The 18,749-nt window shown below is 62.2% G+C and carries 15 protein-coding genes; 10 read left to right on the top strand and 5 right to left on the bottom strand.

The features are described 5' to 3' along the window. The 5 genes from moaE to ACF8GF_RS15570 form a co-directional block, all read right to left on the bottom strand. The coding region (gene moaE, locus ACF8GF_RS15590; RefSeq protein ID WP_392488123.1) for a molybdopterin synthase catalytic subunit MoaE at positions 1-425 on the bottom strand (425 nt) is incomplete at its 3' end. A 2-nt stretch (positions 426-427) separates the two neighbouring features. After that, positions 428-673 carry a molybdopterin converting factor subunit 1 gene (gene moaD, locus ACF8GF_RS15585; RefSeq protein WP_003251777.1) on the bottom strand — a complete coding sequence of 82 codons (246 nt, stop codon included), beginning with the start codon at positions 671-673 and terminating at the stop codon, positions 428-430. Continuing rightward, positions 673-1,143, bottom strand: coding sequence for a cyclic pyranopterin monophosphate synthase MoaC (gene moaC, locus ACF8GF_RS15580; protein WP_003251775.1), 471 nt, complete (start codon positions 1,141-1,143; stop codon positions 673-675). The genes moaD and moaC overlap by 1 nt, the downstream gene beginning before the upstream one ends. Before the next feature lie 195 nt (positions 1,144-1,338). Beyond that, positions 1,339-2,733, bottom strand: coding sequence for a PhoH family protein (locus ACF8GF_RS15575; RefSeq protein WP_176682590.1), 1,395 nt, complete (start codon positions 2,731-2,733; stop codon positions 1,339-1,341). Positions 2,734-3,014: 281 nt separating this feature from the next. Continuing rightward, positions 3,015-4,142: a polysaccharide deacetylase family protein gene (locus tag ACF8GF_RS15570; protein WP_252460743.1), complete on the bottom strand. Its 1,128-nt coding sequence runs from the start codon at positions 4,140-4,142 to the stop codon at positions 3,015-3,017. Positions 4,143-4,279: 137 nt separating this feature from the next. Here ACF8GF_RS15570 and yaaA point away from each other — a divergent pair, with 137 nt between their 5' ends. The 10 genes from yaaA to ACF8GF_RS15520 all read left to right on the top strand — a co-directional run bounded on the left by yaaA (position 4,280) and on the right by ACF8GF_RS15520 (position 18,741). After that, positions 4,280-5,059 (top strand): peroxide stress protein YaaA, encoded by a 780-nt coding sequence (gene yaaA, locus ACF8GF_RS15565; protein WP_392488121.1) that lies wholly within the window; start codon positions 4,280-4,282, stop codon positions 5,057-5,059. A 799-nt stretch (positions 5,060-5,858) separates the two neighbouring features. Beyond that, positions 5,859-7,175: a nucleotide sugar dehydrogenase gene (locus ACF8GF_RS15560; RefSeq protein ID WP_392461778.1), complete on the top strand. Its 1,317-nt coding sequence runs from the start codon at positions 5,859-5,861 to the stop codon at positions 7,173-7,175. Positions 7,176-7,261: 86 nt separating this feature from the next. Further along, the gene (locus tag ACF8GF_RS15555) at positions 7,262-8,743 is read left to right on the top strand and encodes a glycosyltransferase family 2 protein (protein ID WP_003251762.1); all 1,482 of its coding nucleotides are present in this window, start codon (positions 7,262-7,264) and stop codon (positions 8,741-8,743) included. 37 nt (positions 8,744-8,780) lie between these two features. Continuing rightward, positions 8,781-9,947, top strand: a complete 1,167-nt coding sequence (locus tag ACF8GF_RS15550; protein WP_392488120.1) for a PilZ domain-containing protein — start codon at positions 8,781-8,783, stop codon at positions 9,945-9,947. An 88-nt stretch (positions 9,948-10,035) separates the two neighbouring features. Next, the gene (algK, locus tag ACF8GF_RS15545) at positions 10,036-11,481 is read left to right on the top strand and encodes an alginate biosynthesis TPR repeat lipoprotein AlgK (RefSeq protein ID WP_392488124.1); all 1,446 of its coding nucleotides are present in this window, start codon (positions 10,036-10,038) and stop codon (positions 11,479-11,481) included. Continuing rightward, positions 11,478-12,956, top strand: coding sequence for an alginate export family protein (locus tag ACF8GF_RS15540; RefSeq protein ID WP_176682586.1), 1,479 nt, complete (start codon positions 11,478-11,480; stop codon positions 12,954-12,956). The genes algK and ACF8GF_RS15540 overlap by 4 nt, the downstream gene beginning before the upstream one ends. A 21-nt stretch (positions 12,957-12,977) precedes the next feature. Further along, on the top strand, positions 12,978-14,537 hold the full coding sequence (algG, locus tag ACF8GF_RS15535) for a mannuronan 5-epimerase AlgG (protein WP_003251754.1): 1,560 nt from the start codon (positions 12,978-12,980) through the stop codon (positions 14,535-14,537). Between the two features lie 13 nt (positions 14,538-14,550). Beyond that, a complete protein-coding gene (locus tag ACF8GF_RS15530) occupies positions 14,551-15,990 on the top strand; it encodes an alginate biosynthesis protein AlgX (protein ID WP_176682585.1) in 1,440 nt (479 codons plus the stop codon). 8 nt (positions 15,991-15,998) lie between these two features. Next, positions 15,999-17,102: a mannuronate-specific alginate lyase gene (locus ACF8GF_RS15525; protein WP_176682584.1), complete on the top strand. Its 1,104-nt coding sequence runs from the start codon at positions 15,999-16,001 to the stop codon at positions 17,100-17,102. Positions 17,103-17,283: 181 nt separating this feature from the next. Then, entirely contained in the window at positions 17,284-18,741 is a 1,458-nt protein-coding gene (locus tag ACF8GF_RS15520) for an MBOAT family protein (RefSeq protein ID WP_176682583.1), read from the top strand. Positions 18,742-18,749: the final 8 nt, after the last annotated feature.

Below are 18,749 nucleotides of genomic sequence, written 5' to 3'. Positions count from 1 at the left end.
TGGTCACTCTGCCGCCCCTCCACCCACCTTGGCCCTTCCTGGGTATTCTCCTTCTTCCAGAACGGCGCCCGGGTCTTCAGGTAGTCCATGATGAAGTTGCAGGCATCGAACGCCGCCTGCCGATGGGCACTGGCCACCCCCACGAACACAATCGGTTCGCCCGGTTCCAGCGCACCGATGCGGTGCAGCACCTCCACCTTCAATAGCGGCCAACGCTGCTCGGCCTCGACCACGATCTTGGCCAGGGCCTTTTCGGTCATGCCCGGATAGTGTTCGAGGAACATCCCCGCCACTTCGCGGCCATCGTTGAAATCCCGCACATAGCCGACAAAACCGACCACCGCGCCCACGCCCACATTGGCCGCATGCATGGCATTGGTCTCGGCCCCGGGGTTGAACGCGCCTTCCTGTACTCGCACAGCCATGTTCAGCCTCCGGTCACCGGCGGGAAGAACGCCACTTCATCGCCCTCTTCCAGCGGTTCATCGAGCTTGCACAGCTCTTCGTTGCGCGCGCACATCAGGTTCTGCTCGGCCAGCACTTCGTACTGCCCGCCCTTGGCTACCAAGGCCTGGCGCACATCATCAAGCACCTTGAACGCCCCCTCCACCCGCTCGGCATCCACGCCCAACAGTTCGCGGTAACGGGCGAAGTACATCACCTTGACCTTCATCACGCCTCCACCTTGTAATGGCCACTCTTGCCACCGAGTTTTTCCAGCAGGCGCACCTGCTCGATGACCATACCTTTATCCACAGCCTTGCACATGTCATAGATCGTCAGCGCGGCCACACTGGCGGCGGTCAGCGCCTCCATCTCCACGCCGGTCTGCCCGGCCAGCTTGCAGCGGGCGACGATGCGCACCGCATCCTGCCCCTCAGCGCTGAGCTCGACCTTGACGCTGGTGAGCATCAGCGGGTGGCACAGCGGAATCAGGTCGCTGGTTTTTTTCGCCGCCTGTATCCCGGCAATGCGCGCCACGGCGAACACGTCACCCTTGGGGTGTTCACCGTCGACGATCATCTGCAAGGTCTGCGGCAACATGCGCACCCGCGCCTCGGCGGTAGCCTCGCGCTCGGTCACGGCCTTTTCAGTGACGTCGACCATGTTGGCCCGCCCCTGGGAATCAAGATGTGTCAGCACTGCTTTGCTCCTGTGAAGGGAGTTCGCAGTGTAAACCTGTGGGTCAGGTTTGAGCAGAGGTATGTGTCGCCAGGTTTGGCCTCTTCGCGGGCACGCCCGCTCCCACAGGCGCTCCACGATCTCGATTCAAGTGGACATCCTGTGAGCAGGCGTGCCCGTGAAGAGGCCGGGCAGTAATCTGCCCGGCTACAGGGTTTACAAATGCGACTCGGCGTACTCGGCCAGCACCGAGCGAGGCACGCCCTGCAGGGTGATGTGCACGCCATTTGGGAAGTCCTTGAAGCGCTCGGTCAGGTAGGTCAGGCCCGAGCTGGTCGCGGACAGGTAGGGGGTGTCGATCTGCGCCAGGTTACCCAGGCAGACCACTTTGGAGCCGGAGCCGGCACGGGTAATGATGGTTTTCATCTGGTGCGGCGTCAGGTTCTGGCACTCGTCAATCAGGATCAGGCTCTGCTGGAAGCTACGGCCACGGATGTAGTTCAGCGACTTGAACTGCAGCGGCACGCGCTCGAGGATGTATTCGACGCTGCCATGGGTGCTTTCGTCATCCATGTGCAAAGCTTCGAGGTTGTCGGTGATGGCGCCCAGCCACGGCTCCATCTTCTCTGCTTCGGTGCCCGGCAGGAAGCCAATCTCCTGGTCCAGCCCCTGCACGCTGCGGGTGGCGATGATGCGCCGGTAGCGCTTGCTGACCATGGTTTGCTCGATGGCCGCAGCCAGCGCCAGGATGGTTTTACCGGAGCCGGCGGCGCCGGTCAGGTTCACCAGGTGGATATCCGGGTCCAGCAGGGCGAACAGTGCCAGGCTTTGGTGAATGTCGCGTGGTTTCAGGCCCCAGGCTTCCTGGTGCAGCAACGGTTCCTGGTGCAGGTCGAGCAGTAGCAGTTCGTCGTCACGGATGCCCTTGATCCATCCGACGAAGCCCTGCTCATCGATGATGAACTCGTTGACGTGCACGGCTGGCAGGTTGTCGATCATCTGCACCCGATGCCAGGTGCGGCCGCGCTCCTGACGGGTATCGACCTTGCTCACGCGGTCCCAGAACGAGCCGGTGACCGAATGGTAGCCCTTGGACAGCAGGGACACGTCATCGACCAGTTGGTCGGTGCTGTAGTCCTCAGCCGCTATACCGCAAGCGCGCGCCTTCAGGCGCATGTTGATGTCTTTGGTGACCAGCACGACATCCAGGTCGGTGCGCCGGGCCCGAACTTCGAGCAACTGGTTGATGATGATGTTGTCGTTGAGGTTTTCCGGCAGCAGCTTGATCGGCTCGTTGCGCGGGGTCATCAGGATGGACAGGAAGCCCTTGGGCCCGCTCTTGTTGCGCTGGATCGGCACGCCCTGCTCGACATCGCTGGGCGAAGCGTCACCAAGGGTCTGGTCTATCAGGCGGATGGCCTGGCGGCATTCGGCGGCGATGCTCTGTTTGCCGGTCTTGAGCTTGTCGAGTTCCTCCAGCACCGTCATCGGGATGGCGACATGGTGCTCCTCGAAGTTCAGTAACGCGTTAGGGTCGTGAATCAGGACGTTGGTATCGAGCACATACAGGATTGGCTTGCTGGAGGAAGGGTTGCGTCCTTGGTCATCCATACTCGGTCACCTTATGTCGAAGCCACACGGCGTGGTCTGTTACGCCGCAGAGTGACTGCCGCTGTCCCCGTATCCGCGTTGTTACGGGCGGGAAGCGAACCTGGCCAGGTGAGCCCGGATGACGCCACCTGTGCTGCAGGAATCGGCTGTCTGGTTTCTTCATACCGCAAAAACCATGACCGAAAAAAGCACTTTTACGTATTTTTGAAGTTTATTTTTCCGATTGACGAAGAGGCCTTGGCGCCAGCGTCAGAGGGGACTACGCTCAAAAGTCATACCCTCTATTCGCGGTATCCGTATTCCCGGCAATCTTCCCAGCCGATACCGCTTTGCGCGGTATTGCGCAGCAGCCATTCCACGGCCGGCTGCGCCTTGGGAAGGCTGTCATGAAACTGGATCACGCCCTTGCGCCACAACAGCATCAGGGTCAATACGCGCTGTGCGGACGCCTCGGCGCTCAATGCACCGTCATCCTGCGCATCGATGTCCCACAACGATACCCGCAACTGCTGGCGGGCCATGAACGCCTCGCCGTCAGCCCGGCGCTGGCCATAAGGTGGGCTGAACAGCGGTACATACTGCTCGGGCAGATCAGCCTGCACCCGCGCCTGGCTGCGCCGCAGCGAATCCTGCCAGTCGGTCCACTGCGCATGGGAGCGGTATTCCCACCCCTGGATGCCCACGCACTGCCCGCCATAGAGCTGGCGCAAGGCGTGTACCGAGGCGCCATCACGACGTTGCTGCAAACGGTTACCGAGCGTGAAGAACGTGCCTTCGAGCTTTTGCCGGCGCAGGTAATCAGTGAGTAGATCCGTACTGCCCCCCTCGGGGCCGGGCCCGCCGACAAAGGTCAGCAGGAACATGCGGTCGTTCAGTTCGTCACCCTTGCGCTCGCGCGAAGACAACCGCTCAATTTCACTGCTGGTCTGCGGCAGCAACGCCGCCTTGCGCAGTTGCTCGTCCAGGTAGCGTACATGGAACTGGTGGCTCGGCTCGATCCAGCCGGTATAGAACGCACCAACGTCAGCTGCGAACGTCACCGCTTGTGTGCGCAAGTCCGCCATGGACGTAATCGGGTAGCAAAATGATGCATCCTGCTCACAACTGCGCTGAGCCTGTTGATAACCCTCCCACAACCGCTGCCACATGCGCGCCCGAACCTGGCGCACCTTCTGCAGGTTGATCTGCCGCAGCCCCAGCCGGGCCGCCAGGGTCGCGTCATCCAGCAACTCGCTTTCGTGCAGTACTTGGGCGAACGAAAGGATTTCTGCCCGGGAGGCCACATCGAATAGCGCCGGGCTGTCCAGTTGTTCGGGCCACAGGCTGCGGTCCAGGCTGACCTGCGATGATGGGGCGGCTTGCACGGCCAGGCTCAGCAGGCAGGCCAGCAAAGCAGAAGCAATGCGCACAGTGGAAGGCTCCGCAACGGCAAAACGCGAACTATAGCGCCTGCACCGACCATGGTCTGTGACTATCGTCGCCATAGTTTGGACTTGCACCGCCCACCCCGTAGAATCCTCGGCCAACGATGCCAGGAGCCGACCCGATGCTGACGGTGATTTCCCCCGCCAAGACCCTCGACTACGACACCCCGCCAGTGACCGAGCGTTTCACCCTGCCCCAGTACCTGGATGAATCCCAGGCACTGATCCAGCAGTTGCGCGAACTGTCGCCGGCGCAGATCAGCGAGCTGATGCACCTGTCCGACAAGCTCGCCGGCCTGAATGCTGCGCGCTTTGGCAGCTGGACCCCAGACTTCACCCCGGCCAATGCCAAGCAGGCGCTGCTGGCGTTCAAGGGTGACGTGTACACCGGCCTCGATGCCGAGAGCCTGAGTGAAGACGACTTCAGCTACGCTCAGGACCACCTGCGCATGCTCTCGGGCCTTTATGGCCTGCTGCGCCCGCTCGACCTGATGCAGCCCTACCGCCTGGAGATGGGCACCAAGCTGGCCAACGCCCGCGGCAAGGACCTGTACGCCTTCTGGGGCACGCGCATCAGCGAATGGCTGAACCAGGCCCTGACCGATCAAGGCGATGACGTGCTGTTGAACCTGGCCAGTAACGAGTATTTCAGTGCAGTGAAACGCAGTGCCCTGAAGGCCCGGGTGATCAACGTCGACTTCAAGGACCAGAAAAACGGCCAGTACAAGATCATCAGCTTCTACGCCAAGAAGGCCCGCGGCATGATGAGCCGCTTCGTCATCCAGCAGCGCATCAGCGCCCCGGAACAGCTCAAGCAGTTCGATGCTCAGGGTTACTACTACAGTGCCGAGCAGTCCAAGCCGGACCATTTGGTGTTCCTGCGCGATCACCCCGCGGAGTGAGCCTGTCACGTCCTCTTCGCGGCTAAAGCCGCGAAGAGGCCAGCCGCCGTGATCCCCCCTGCCCTGCAACAGGGCACGCAGCAAACCGCCATCGCGCCATCAATCCGACGCCAAAAATCCAGCACCCTTGCCTTTATCGCCAAACGCCATAAGACCGTTCATACCTTTTTTGACGAAATCTGAAAAAAATTTTCAGATGCTGGCATAAAAATATCTAGCAACAGTTACGCCCTTGATACACGGGGGTGAAGCACCTGCGTGCTATCAATTTGAAACTGTCCGCAACTGAATAAATATTTAGAAATCTTTCATTCGAGCGAAACTGGCTCAGGAACTTCTGCCAAAGCCAATCGCTCATAGTGCCGTAACGATTTTCCTGCCTACGGGCTGTGAGAGATGACTTACAGATGACAGCGGCGGGTATCCACTGCCCGCTATGAGAAATTCGACAGGTATTACGGAAACCCCCGAAGACCTTGTCCATGCAGGAGAGACGCGCCCCTTACAAATCGTCCTAGTGGTTGATTTCAAAGGATTTATTCACTTGAAAAAACAAGCACAGCAACGCGCCAAGTAGCGCATTGCAATAAAGACGGCTGCATTTCAGGGCACGTTTTTTAATATATGGCTATTGAGTGCCAACTTTGAGTGCATAACTTTTTGCGCTCCGGATTTATTTTGCCTGCGCTCGGCGAAGTGTGCATTCGCCATGGATCCGTGCGCCCGAAAACTGTTGTTAATCAACCCAGCCCGGCTCTCTGCGGAGGTGTCGGCGTGATAAACACATGAGGTGATAGCGATGCGTATCAGCATCTTTGGTTTGGGTTATGTGGGTGCAGTCTGTGCAGGCTGCCTGACGGCGCGTGGCCATGAAGTGATCGGTGTGGACGTGTCCAGCACCAAGATCGACCTGATCAACCAGGGCAAGTCGCCCATCGTCGAACCTGGCCTGGAAGCACTCCTGCAACAGGGCATCGCCAATGGCCGCCTGCGCGGTACTACCGACTTCGCCGAAGCCATCCGCGCCAGCGACGTGTCGATGATCTGCGTGGGTACCCCCAGCAAGAAAAACGGCGACCTGGGCCTGGAGTACATCGAGTCGGTGTGCCGCGAAATCGGCTACGTGCTGCGTGACACCACCCGCCGTCACACCATCGTGGTGCGCAGCACCGTGCTGCCTGGCACCGTCAAGAACGTGGTCATCCCGATCCTGGAAGATTGCTCGGGCAAGAAGGCCGGCGTCGACTTCGGTGTGGCGGTCAACCCGGAATTCCTGCGTGAAAGCACCGCGATCAAGGACTACGACCAGCCACCGATGACGGTCATCGGCGAACTGGACAGCACCAGCGGTGACATCCTCCAGGCCCTGTACGAAGAACTCGACGCCCCGGTCATCCGCAAGCCGATCGAGGTGGCCGAGATGATCAAGTACACCTGCAACGTATGGCACGCCACCAAGGTCACCTTCGCCAACGAAATCGGCAACATTGCCAAGGCCGTGGGTGTCGATGGCCGTGAAGTGATGGACGTGGTCTGCCAGGACAAGGTCCTCAACCTGTCCCAGTACTACATGCGCCCAGGCTTCGCCTTCGGCGGCTCGTGCCTGCCCAAGGACGTACGCGCCCTCACCTACCGCGCCGCCAGCCTCGATGTCCGTGCACCGCTGCTCGACTCGCTGATGCGCAGCAACGAATCGCAGGTGCAGAACGCTTTCGAGCTGATCGAAGCCCACGACAAGCGCAAGGTCGCCCTGCTGGGCCTGAGCTTCAAAGCCGGCACCGATGACCTGCGCGAAAGCCCGCTGGTGGAACTGGCCGAGCGCCTGATCGGCAAGGGCTACCAGTTGGACATCTACGACGAGAACGTCCAGTACGCCCGCGTCCACGGCGCCAACAAGGACTACATCGAGTCGAAGATCCCGCACGTGTCGTCGCTGCTCAACGCCAACTTGCAGCAGGTGATCGACAACGCCGACATCATCGTCCTCGGCAACCGTGACGAGCAGTTCCGTGCGCTGGCCCTGCAAGCGCCAGCCGGCAAGCAGGTGATTGACCTGGTCGGCTTCATGAACAAACCGACCAGCACCACCCACCGTACCGAAGGCATCTGCTGGTAAGTGCCCGGCCGGGCAGCGACGAGGCACTCGACAAGAGCCGCCCCCTCGCTGCCCACCCTTTCCCGAATTCTCGACGGATGCTGAACATGCAAAGGCTCCAGACAGTGCTGTTGCAGTGCGCCGGGTGGCTGCTCTACATGAGCCTGCTCATGCTGATCGCCCTGGCCCTGCCAGCCGATATCTTCGACTCGCAATCGAAGCACTTCATCTTCCTGGTCGGCGCAGTCGGCATCTGGCGCTACTCCATGGGCGCCACCCATTTCATCCGCGGCATGATCTTCCTCTACGGCGTGTACCCGTACCTGCGCCGCAAGGTGCAGAAAATGGGTAATGCCACCGACCCGTCGCATGTCTACCTGATGGTCACCAGCTTCCGTATCGAAGCGCTGACTACCGCCCAGGTGTACAGCTCGGTGATTCGCGAGGCGATCAACTGCGGCTTCCCCACCACCGTGGTCTGCTCACTGGTGGAAATGTCCGATGAACTGCTGGTGAAGAGCCTGTGGGCCAAGTACAACCCGCCGGCCCACGTGAAGCTGGACATCGTGCGTATCGCCGGTACCGGCAAGCGTGATGGCCTGGCCTACGGCTTCCGCGCCATCTCGCGCATGCTGCCGGACGAGAACGCCGTGGTGGCGGTGATCGACGGTGACACCGTGCTGGCCGACGGCGTGGTGCGCAAGACCGTACCCTGGTTCAAGCTGTTCCCCAATGTGGGCGGCCTGACCACCAATGAATTCTGCGAAGTGCGCGGCGGCTACATCATGAGCGAGTGGCACAAGCTGCGCTTCGCCCAGCGCCACATCAACATGTGCTCGATGGCCCTGTCCAAGCGCGTGCTTACCATGACCGGGCGCATGTCGATGTTCCGCGCCAGCGTGGTGACCAACCCCGAGTTCATCGCCGACGTCGAAAGCGACTCGCTGATGCACTGGCGCCTGGGCCGCTTCAAGTTCCTTACCGGGGACGACAAGTCCAGCTGGTTCAGCCTGATGCGCCTGGGCTACGACACCTTCTACGTGCCGGACGCCGCCATCAACACGGTCGAGCATCCGCCGGAAAAAAGCTTCCTCAAGGCCAGCCGCAAGCTGATGTACCGCTGGTACGGCAACAACCTGCGGCAGAACTCACGGGCACTGGGCCTTGGCCTGCGTCGCCTGGGGCTGTTCACCAGCATCGTGTTGTTCGACCAGCGCGTGTCGATGTGGACCAGCCTGCTGGGCCTGACCGTGGCGGTGATCGCCAGCCTCAAGTTCGGCATGGCCTTCCTGCTGGTGTACCTGCTGTGGATCGGCATCACGCGCCTGATCCTCACCATCATGCTGCTGTGCTCCGGCCACAACGTAGGCCCGGCCTACCCGCTGATTCTCTATTACAACCAGATCATCGGCGCGCTGATGAAGATCTACGTGTTCTTCCGCCTCGACAAGCAGTCGTGGACGCGTCAGCCCACTGCCCTCAAGCGTGACCTCGCCAGCTTTCAACAATGGTTCAACACCTGGTCCTCGCGGACCATGACCTTCTCGGCTGCCAGCATCTTCGTTGCTGTGCTGTTCATGGTCGTGTGAGCCCAACCCGGATCGGATCTAACAGGAACAAACCACCATGAATACCGCCGTGAACGTCAATGTCGTGCATGAGTCCGAAGCCCAGCGCCAACACGCCCGGGTACGCATTCCCGCCAAGCTGCGGTTCCTGGACGCCCAGCGCCAGGTCCACGAAGTCAAGGTCGACGACCTTTCTGCCGGCGGCCTGAGCTTCCACGCCAAGCAACCGCAGTCGGTGGGCGATGTGCTGCGCGGGCGCCTGCAGTTCGTGGTCGACAACCTGGGCCTGTCGATGGACATCGAGTTTCAGGTGCGCTCGTACAACCCGGACAATGGCCGTATCGGTGCGCAGTTCCAGAACCTCGAACCTCGCGACATCGCCACATTGCGGCACATCATCACCAGCCACCTGTCGGGTGAACTGATCAGCATCGGCGACGTACTCAGCACCCTGCAGCGCGACAACTTCACCAAGGCGCGCAAGCAGAAGGACGGTGGGTCGGGCCTGAGCGCCTTCGGCCGCCTCAAGGCAGTCACCGTCACACTGGGCGTGTTCGTGGTCGGCGTTGCCGCCTTCGGCTTCGTCGCCAAGTCGTTGTACGGCATGTATTTCGTCAGCCACGCAGAAGCCGGTGTGGTCGCAGTGCCGACCACCAACATCACCATGCCGCGCGACGGCACCGTGAGCAGCCTGGTCGAAAGCGGCGGGCAGATCGCCAAGGGCGCGCCACTGGCCAGCTTCACCACCAGCATGCTGGACATGCTCAAGGGCAACCTTGAAGACGCGCAGCTGGAGCCGGCGAAGATCGAGGAGCTGTTCGGCAAGCAGCTGTCCGGCACCCTCACCAGCCCCTGCGACTGCGTGGTCGCGCGCCAGTTGGTAGACGACGGCCAGTACGCCGCCAAGGGCCAGCCGATCTTCCAGCTGATCCCACGCACCACCAACCCGATGGTCGAGGCGCGCTTCAGCTACCGCCAGTTCGACGAGGTCAAGCCGGGCACCCGGGTCAACTTCCAGGTGGCCGGCGAAGACGAAGTGCGCACCGGTCAGATCGTCAGCAGCACCAGCCTCAACAGCGAAGACCTGTCCTCCGCCATCCGCGTGCAGATCAAGCCGGACAGCAGCCTGCCCGCCGAACTGGCTGGCCGCCCGGCGTCGGTCAACAGCGACCGTGGCCCATCGTTGAACTGGCTGATCGACAAAGCCGTGGCCCGTGGCCTGTGAGGGACGGACAATGATCTCTGATACCAACACCTATCCTGCGGGAGCGGGCATGCCCGCGAAGAGGCCAGCAGGGACAGCACCGTCGGCCATGCCAATTCGCGGGCTTGCCCGCTCCCACAGGGTCCGCGTGAACCTGGGATTGTGTGCACTGGCCGCCGCCATCACGTTGGCCGGCTGTGCCGGCCTGCCTGACCAGCGCCTGGCCAACGAGGCCCTGAAGCGCGGTGACACCGCGTTGGCCGAACGCAACTACAAGGCGCTGGCCGACCTGGGCTACAGCGAAGCGCAAGTCGGCCTTGCGGACATCAAGGTGGCCACCCGCGACCCCTCGCAAATCAGGGAAGCCGAGGCCACCTATCGCGCTGCGGCCGCCACGTCGCCACGCGCCCAGGCGCGCCTTGGCCGCCTGCTGGTGGCCAAGCCTGACAGCACCCAGGCCGAACGTGAGGAAGCCGAAGCCCTGCTCAAACAGGCCGCGAAGCAGGGCCAAAGCAATATCCTGGTTCCGCTGGCAATGCTCTACCTCAGCTACCCGCAGAGTTTTCCCGAGGTCAACGCACAGCAGCAGATCGACCAGTGGCGCGCCGCCGGCAACCCGGAAGCAGGCATGGCCCAGGTGTTGCTGTACCGCACCCAGGGCACCTACGACCAGCACCTGGGCGAGGTGGAGAAAATCTGCAAGGCCGCGCTGAACACCACCGACATCTGCTACGTCGAACTGGCCACCGTGTACCAGATGCGTGGCCAGGCCGATCAGCAAGCCGCCCTGCTCGGCCAACTGAAATCCGCCTATGCCCGTGGCGCAGTACCGGCCACCCGGGTCGACAGCGTTGCCCGGGTGTTGGCCGATCGCAGCCTCGGCCAGACCGACGAAAAAACCGCCAAGGATCTGCTTGAGCAAGTAGCCCCGGCCAACCCGGCGTCCTGGGTCAGCCTGGCACAGCTGGTATACGACTTCCCCGAACTGGGCGACACCGACCAGTTGATGGCCTACATCGACAAAGGCCGCGAAGCTGAACAGCCACGCGCCGAACTGCTGCTGGGCCGTCTGTACTACGAAGGCAAAACCCTGCCTGCCGACGCTCAAAAAGCCGAGCAGCACCTGCAAGCCGCTGCCCAAGCCGGTGAGATCAGCGCCCATTACTACCTGGGCCAGCTTTACCGCCGCGGCTACCTGGGCAACGTCGAGCCGCAGAAGGCCGTCGACCACCTGCTGGCCTCCGCCCGTGGCGGGCAGAACAGCGCCGATTATGCCCTGGCCCAGCTATTCAGCGAGGGCCATGGCATCCGCCCGCAACCAGGCAATGCCTGGGTGTTTGCCCAGCTGTCGCAGGCCAACCCGACGCCGCAATCAGCGGAACTGCTGCAGAAGCTTGACCAGCAACTGACACCTGATCAGCGCAACCAGGCCCAGCAACTGCTGGACCAGGAAAAGCGTGCACGCGGCAGCATGGCGCAGGGCGCGAATAGCACCCTGGCCCTTGAAGCCCTGCAAGACGACGAAAAAGAAGTAGACGGTGAGGACTCGCTATGACGCTCAACCCCTTCGTGAAAGCCGGTATCGGTCTGAGCTTCGCCCTGCTGTGGTCCTGCCCGACCCTGGCGGAAATGACCGCCGAGAAAAACTTCGGCCTGGACGTGAAAATCACCGGGCAATCGGAAGACGATCGAGACCTGGGCACCCGCTCTGGCGGCGATGTCAACGGCCTGGGCCTGGATCTGCGCCCGTGGGTGTACGGCGAGCGCGGTAACTGGAGCGCCTACGCCATGGGCCAGGCGGTCGCTGCGACCGACACCATCGAAACCGACACCTTGCGCCAGAACGGCGACGGCACCAGCACTGAAACCGGCGACGACAGCCGTCAACCAGACAAAAGCTACCTGGCCATGCGCGAGTTCTGGATCGGCTACAGCGGTCTCACCGCCTACCCCGGCGAGCAACTGCGCTTCGGTCGCCAGCGCCTGCGCAGCGACGATGGCATGTGGCGCGATACCAACATCGAAGCGCTGAACTGGACCTTCGATACCACCCTGCTCAAGGCCGATCTGGGCGTGGCCCAGCGCTTCAGCGAATACCGCACCGACCTCACCGAACTGGCCCCGGAAGACAAGGACCGCACCCACCTCTACGGCAACGTCGCCACCCAGTGGACGCCTGGCCACTGGGTCGGCGTGCGGGCACACCATACGCACGACAACGGCAGCCTGAAGAACCCCGGCGAAACCGTCGACGCCCTGGACAAGACCCGCACCGGCGACCTCACCTGGCTGGGCCTTGAGGCCAACAGCGACGCCTACAACTGGCGCAACGACCATACCGTCAACTATTGGGGCAGCGTCACCTGGCTGACCGGAGACCGCGACACCCTCAGCAGCCAGGCCGTAGGCGACGAGCAGGTTGCCACCGGCAAGCGGAGCGGTGACGTCAATGCCTGGGCAACCGACCTCGGCATCCGCCTGCGCCTGGACCCACAATGGCAGGTCGGCGCGGCCTATGCCCGTGGCAGCGGGGGCGGTGGCGATGACGGTTCCAACAACTTCGAGCAGACCGGCCTGGAGAGCAACCGCTCCAACTTCACCGGCACCCGCTCGCGCGTGCACCGCTTCGGCGAAGCCTTCCGCGGCGAGCTGGGCAACCTGCAGGCCGCCACCCTGTTCGCCTCCTGGCAGTTGCGTGATGACTATGACGCCAGCCTGATCTACCACAAGTTCTGGCGGGTCGACGGCAACCAGAACATTGGCTCCAGTGGCATCAACGCGGTGGTCAACGACAACGGCGTGAATCGCCCGCTGGTCGATGGCGAAAAAGACCTTGGCCAGGAAATGGACGTGGTCGTGACCAAGTACTTCAAGCAAGGCCTGCTGCCGGCTTCGATGAGCCAGGCAATCGACGAGCCGTCAGCCCTGGTGCGCCTGCGTGCCGGTGTATTCAAGCCGGGCGACGCCTACGGCAAGGAAGCGGACTCGTACATGCACCGCGCCTTCGTCGACGTCATCTGGCGCTTCTGAGGCCGTAGGGGACTGACCGTGATGAACCTTCACCCGCACTTACGTCACAGCCTGTTGGCCAGTGCCTTGCTGCTGGCAAGCGGCCTGGCCACTGCCGCAGAGCCCCAGGTGATCGCCAAGGAGCTGCAGCAGGCCAAGACCTATACGGTGGCCAGCGCACCGATCGAACCGCTGCAGATGGACCCGCCAAAGCTGCCCGACCTGACCGGTTTCACGGCCGAGGCGGTGCAGAAGAAAATCGACCGCCGCCACAAGGGCAAGGTCAGCCTGCGCCGTATGTTCCAGGAGGACACCCTCAAGGAGTTCGTCGGCGGCGACAACAAGGCCGCCGAGTGGGTGCAGCGCCAGCACGGCATCCCACAGGCCATCTTCGTCGATGACGGCCATGTCGACCTGACCGAGTTGAGCAAGAAGGTACCCAAACAGTACTTCAGCGAAGTCGAGCCCGGGGTTTACCTGGCACGCCTGCCGATCGTGGTCGGGCAAAAGGGCATCCTCGAGATCGACGGCAAGGTCAAACAGCTGCGCCTGTCCCAGGAGGGCGGCGCATTTCTGGTCAATGACGGCAAGCTGTTCGTAACCGACACCCAGGTGACCGGCTGGCGGGAAAAGGACAACGGCCCGGCGACCTTCCGCTCGCCCAAGGAGTTCCGCCCGTTCCTGCTGTCATGGGGCGGTACCGAGACCTACATCGTCAACACGAAGATGGCCAGCTTCGGCTACGCCAAGTCCAAGTCGTATGGCGTGAGCATCTCGCAGTACACGCCGAACATGGCCAAGCGCATGGGCCGTCCGGAGCCCACCGGCTGGATCATCGGTTCGGAGTTCAGCGACATGTGGTACGGCTTCTACTGCTACGAAACCCAGGACTTCGTGATCAAGGACAGCACCTACCGCGACAACATCGTCTACGGCATCGACCCGCACGACCGTTCGCACCGCCTGATCATCGCCGGCAACACGGTGTACGGCACCAAGAAGAAGCACGGCATCATCGTTTCGCGTGAGGTCAACGACAGCTGGATCATCAACAACAAGAGCTATGACAACAAGCTCTCGGGCGTGGTGATCGACCGTAACAGCGTCAACAACCTGGTGGCCTACAACGAGATCTACCGCAACCACACCGACGGCATCACCCTGTACGAAAGCGGCGACAACCTGATCTGGGGCAACAAGCTGGTCAACAACCGCCGCCACGGCATCCGCGTGCGTAACAGCGTGAACATCCGCCTGTACGAAAACGTCGCCATGGCCAACGGCCTGGTCGGCGTATACGGCCACATCAAGGACCTGTCCGACACCGACCGCGACATCGCCCTCGACCCGTTCGACACCAAGGTGTCGCTGATCGTGGTGGGTGGCGAGCTGTCGGCCAACGGCTCCGGCCCGCTGTCGATCGACTCGCCGCTGTCGGTCGAGCTGTACAAGGTGTCCATGCTCGCCCCGCGCAAGGCCAGCGGCATCAGCCTCAATGGTGTGCTGGGCGAGCGCCAGGACGAAATCCTCGACCTGCTGGTACGCCAGCAGAAGGCTGTGCTGATCGACCCGGTCGAACGCCAGACCGAAATGATCGATTAAGGAAGCCCAGACCATGACTCCACACCTGATGAAACTGCTGGGCCTGTCCGCCGCCCTTCTGGCAATCAGCCAGGGCGTGCGCGCCGAAGACGTCAAGGCCCCGACCTTCAGCGCCGAGCCCTGCTGCCAGTTGTGCCCTGAAGCGCACGATGCCAGCCGCTACACCACCCGCTATCAGCAAAACTTCACCACGCTGGTGCAGGCCCAGGGCGACTGGCTGTTCCGCACCCGCGAAGACCTGCGCACCGAGTTCAACACCACCCCGGCCGGCTACAAACGCCTGCAACAAGTGCACGACGCGTTCAAGAAGCGTGGTGTGGAACTGGTGGTGGTGTACCAGCCGACCCGTGGCCTGGTGAACCGCAACATGCTCAACCCGGCCGAGAAAGCTGCCTTCGACTACCAGAAGGCCCTGGGTAACTACCAGGCCATGCTCAAGCGCTTCGCCAGCATGGGCTACAACGTGCCCGACCTGTCACCACTGACCAACGAGCAACTGGCCGCCGCCGACCAGGGCAAGGATTTCTACTTCCGTGGCGACCAGCACTGGACGCCGTACGGTGCCGAGCGCGCGGCGAAGATCGTGGCCGACACCGTGCACAAGATGCCAGCCTTCGAAGGCATCCCGCGCAAGGAATTCGAGACGAAGAAATCCGGGCGCATGGGCAAGACCGGCACCCTGCACAACGTTGCCGGCCAACTGTGCGGCACCAGCTACGCCGTCCAGTACATGGACCAGTTCGCCACCGAGCCGAAAGGCTCGAGCGGCGGCGACGACCTGTTCGGTGACAGCGGCAACGCGCAGATCACCCTGGTCGGGACCAGCCACAGTGGCAAGAACTACAACTTCTCGGGTTTCCTCGAGCAATACATTGGCGCCGACGTGCTCAACGTCGCCTTCCCAGGCGGTGGCCTGGAAGGCTCGATGATCGAGTACCTGGGCAGCGAGGAATTCCAGAAGAACCCGCCGAAGATCCTCATCTGGGAATTCTCCCCGCTGTACCGCCTGAACCAGGAAACCATCTGGCGGCAAATCCTTGGCCTGCTCGACGACGGCTGCGACGACCGCCCAGCCCTGATGAGCGCCAGCACCACCCTCAAGCCGGGCAAGAACGAGCTGATGGTCAACGGCAAGGGCGGCGTAATCAAAGACCTGATCAACCGCAACCTACAGATGGACGTCAAGTTCGAAGACCCCTCGGTGAAGGTGTTGCAGGCCACCCTCTGGTACCTCAACGGCCGCCACGAGGACATCAAGCTGGAAAAGCCTGAAACCTCCGACACCGACGGCCGCTTCGTCTTCCAGATGCGCGAAGACGAGGACTGGGCCAGCCAGCGCCTGCTGGCGTTCGAGGTACAGGGGCCGGAAAGCGGCACCCAGAAGGTCGAGGCCAAGCTCTGCAAACGCAACAACTTCGCCGTGCCTGCGCAAACCGCGCAGGCCGGCCAGTGAGGCGACCCATGACCATCATCAAGCGTATTTCCAGCCCCGCCCTGCTCGCGTTGGCCTTGTTTGGCGGTGCCGCGCACGCCGCGCTGGTACCGCCGCAGGGTTACTACGAGGGGATCGAAAAGCTCAAGAGCGGCGATGGTAACTTCCGCTGCGAAGCGGCACCCAAGCCATACACCGGCGCACTGCAGTTTCGCAGCAAGTACGAAGGTTCGGACAAGGCACGGGCAACGCTCAACGCTGCCTCGGAAAAAGCCTTCCGCAAGTCGACCGAAGACATCACCACGCTGGAGAAAGGCGTGAGCAAGATGGTCGGCCAGTACATGCGCGACGGCCGCCCGGCGCAACTCGACTGCACCCTGACGTGGCTAAGCACCTGGGCACGCGCCGGTGCATTGCTGTCCACCGACTACAACCATACCGGCAAGTCGATGCGCAAATGGGCGCTGGGCAGCATGAGCGGTTCGTGGCTGCGGCTGAAGTTCTCCAACTCGCAGCCGCTGGCCGCACACCAGGCCGAGGCCGACCTGATCGAAAAATGGCTTACCCGCCTGGCCGAGCAGACTGTGCGTGACTGGAGCGACCTGCCGCTGGAGAAGATCAACAACCACAGCTACTGGGCAGCCTGGTCGGTCATGGCTACCGCCGTTGCCACCGACCGTCGCGACCTCTTCGACTGGGCCGTGAAGGAATACAAGGTGGGCGCCAACCAGGTGGATGACCAGGGCTTCCTGCCCAACGAAATCAAGCGCAAGCAGCGCGCGCTGGCTTATCACAACTACGCCTTGCCGCCGCTGGCGATGATTGCCAGCTTCGCCCAGGCCAATGGCGTCGACCTGCGCGCCGAGAACAACTTCGCCTTGCAGCGCCTGGGTGAAGGCGTGCTGGCCGGCGCCCGCGACCCCAGCCAGTTCAAGGCGCGCGCGGGGAAGAAACAGGACATGACCGACCTCAAGGTCGACAGCAAGTACTCCTGGCTCGAGCCCTGGTGTGCGCTGTACCACTGCGTTGGCGACACGCTTGAGCGCAAGCACGACATGCAGCCGTTCAACAGCTTCCGGCTGGGCGGCGATGTGACCCGGGTCTACGACCCGAGTGCAGAGCGTAAAAAGTAACACCATCCCTGTAGGAGCGGGTTTACCCGCGAAGAGGCCGGGCCTGCCATCTGCGGTGCCTTGTGCCGGCCTCATTCGCGGGTAAACCCGCTCCTACGGGGGACTAGGTATCTCCCACCTTTTGTGGGGGGTTTGGGGGGCGCTTTGCCCTGGATGCTGTGAACAAATTAGGAGAACCGGGATGGTCTTCTCGTCCAACGTGTTCCTGTTCCTGTTCTTGCCGATCTTCCTCGGCCTGTACTACTTGAGCGGGCAACGTTATCGCAACCTGCTGCTGCTGATCGCCAGCTACATCTTCTATGCCTGGTGGCGGGTGGATTTCCTGGCACTGTTCGCCGGGGTCACCCTGTGGAACTACTGGATCGGCCTGAAAGTCGGTGCCGCCGGTGTGCGCACCAAGCCAGCGCAGCGCTGGTTGCTGCTCGGCGTGGGTGTCGACCTGGCGATCCTCGGCTACTTCAAGTACGCCAACTTCGGCGTCGACAGCCTGAACGCGATCATGACTTCGTTTGGCCTGGAGCCATTCATTCTGACCCACGTGCTGCTGCCGATCGGTATCTCGTTCTACATCTTCGAGTCGATCAGCTACATCATCGATGTATACCGCGGCGACACCCCGGCGACCCGCAACCTGATCGACTTCGCAGCGTTCGTGGCGATCTTCCCGCACCTGATCGCAGGCCCCGTGCTGCGCTTCAAGGACCTGGTCGACCAGTTCAACAACCGTACCCACACCCTGGACAAGTTTTCCGAAGGCTGCACCCGTTTCATGCAGGGCTTCATCAAGAAAGTGTTCATCGCCGACACCCTGGCCGTGGTCGCCGATCACTGCTTCGCCCTGCAAAACCCCACCACGGGTGACGCCTGGCTCGGCGCCCTGGCCTACACCGCACAGCTGTACTTCGACTTCAGCGGCTACAGCGACATGGCCATCGGCCTGGGCCTGATGATGGGCTTCCGCTTCATGGAAAACTTCAAGCAGCCCTATATCAGCCAGTCGATCACCGAGTTCTGGCGGCGCTGGCATATCAGCCTGTCGACCTGGCTGCGCGACTATCTGTACATCACCTTGGGCGGTAACCGTAAAGGCACCTTCAATACCTACCGCAACCTGTTCCTGACCATGCTGCTGGGCGGCCTGTGGCACGGTGCAAACTTCACCTACATCATCTGGGGCGCCTGGCACGGCATGTGGCTGGCCATCGAGCGCGCGCTGGGCCTCGACACCAACCCGCAGCGCTTCAACCCGGTGAAGTGGGCCTTCACCTTCCTGCTGGTGGTGGTCGGCTGGGTGATCTTCCGCGCCGAAAACCTGCATGTGGCCGCCCGTATGTACGGCGCCATGTTCAGCTTCGGCGACTGGCAGCTGTCGGAGCTCAACCGCGCCCAGCTCACCGGTCTGCAGGTGGCCACCCTGGTCATCGCCTACCTCACCCTGGCGTTCTTCGGCCTGCGCGACTTCTACCGCAATGCCAGGCCGACGCCCAAGGCGACCCCGGTGCAGGTCAACGCTGACGGCTCGATCGGCCTGGACTGGACCCGGGTGACGACCCGCGCACTGATCCTGCTGCTGTTCGTCGCCTCGATCCTCAAGCTTTCGGCGCAAAGCTACTCGCCGTTCCTTTACTTCCAGTTCTGAGGTTGATG

Source organism: Pseudomonas sp. yb_5 (genome assembly GCF_043103865.1).
Lineage (GTDB): Bacteria > Pseudomonadota > Gammaproteobacteria > Pseudomonadales > Pseudomonadaceae > Aquipseudomonas > Aquipseudomonas putida_Y.
The sequence above is the reverse complement of the archived record's forward strand: the minus strand, read 5'-3'. Positions and strand labels throughout refer to the sequence as shown.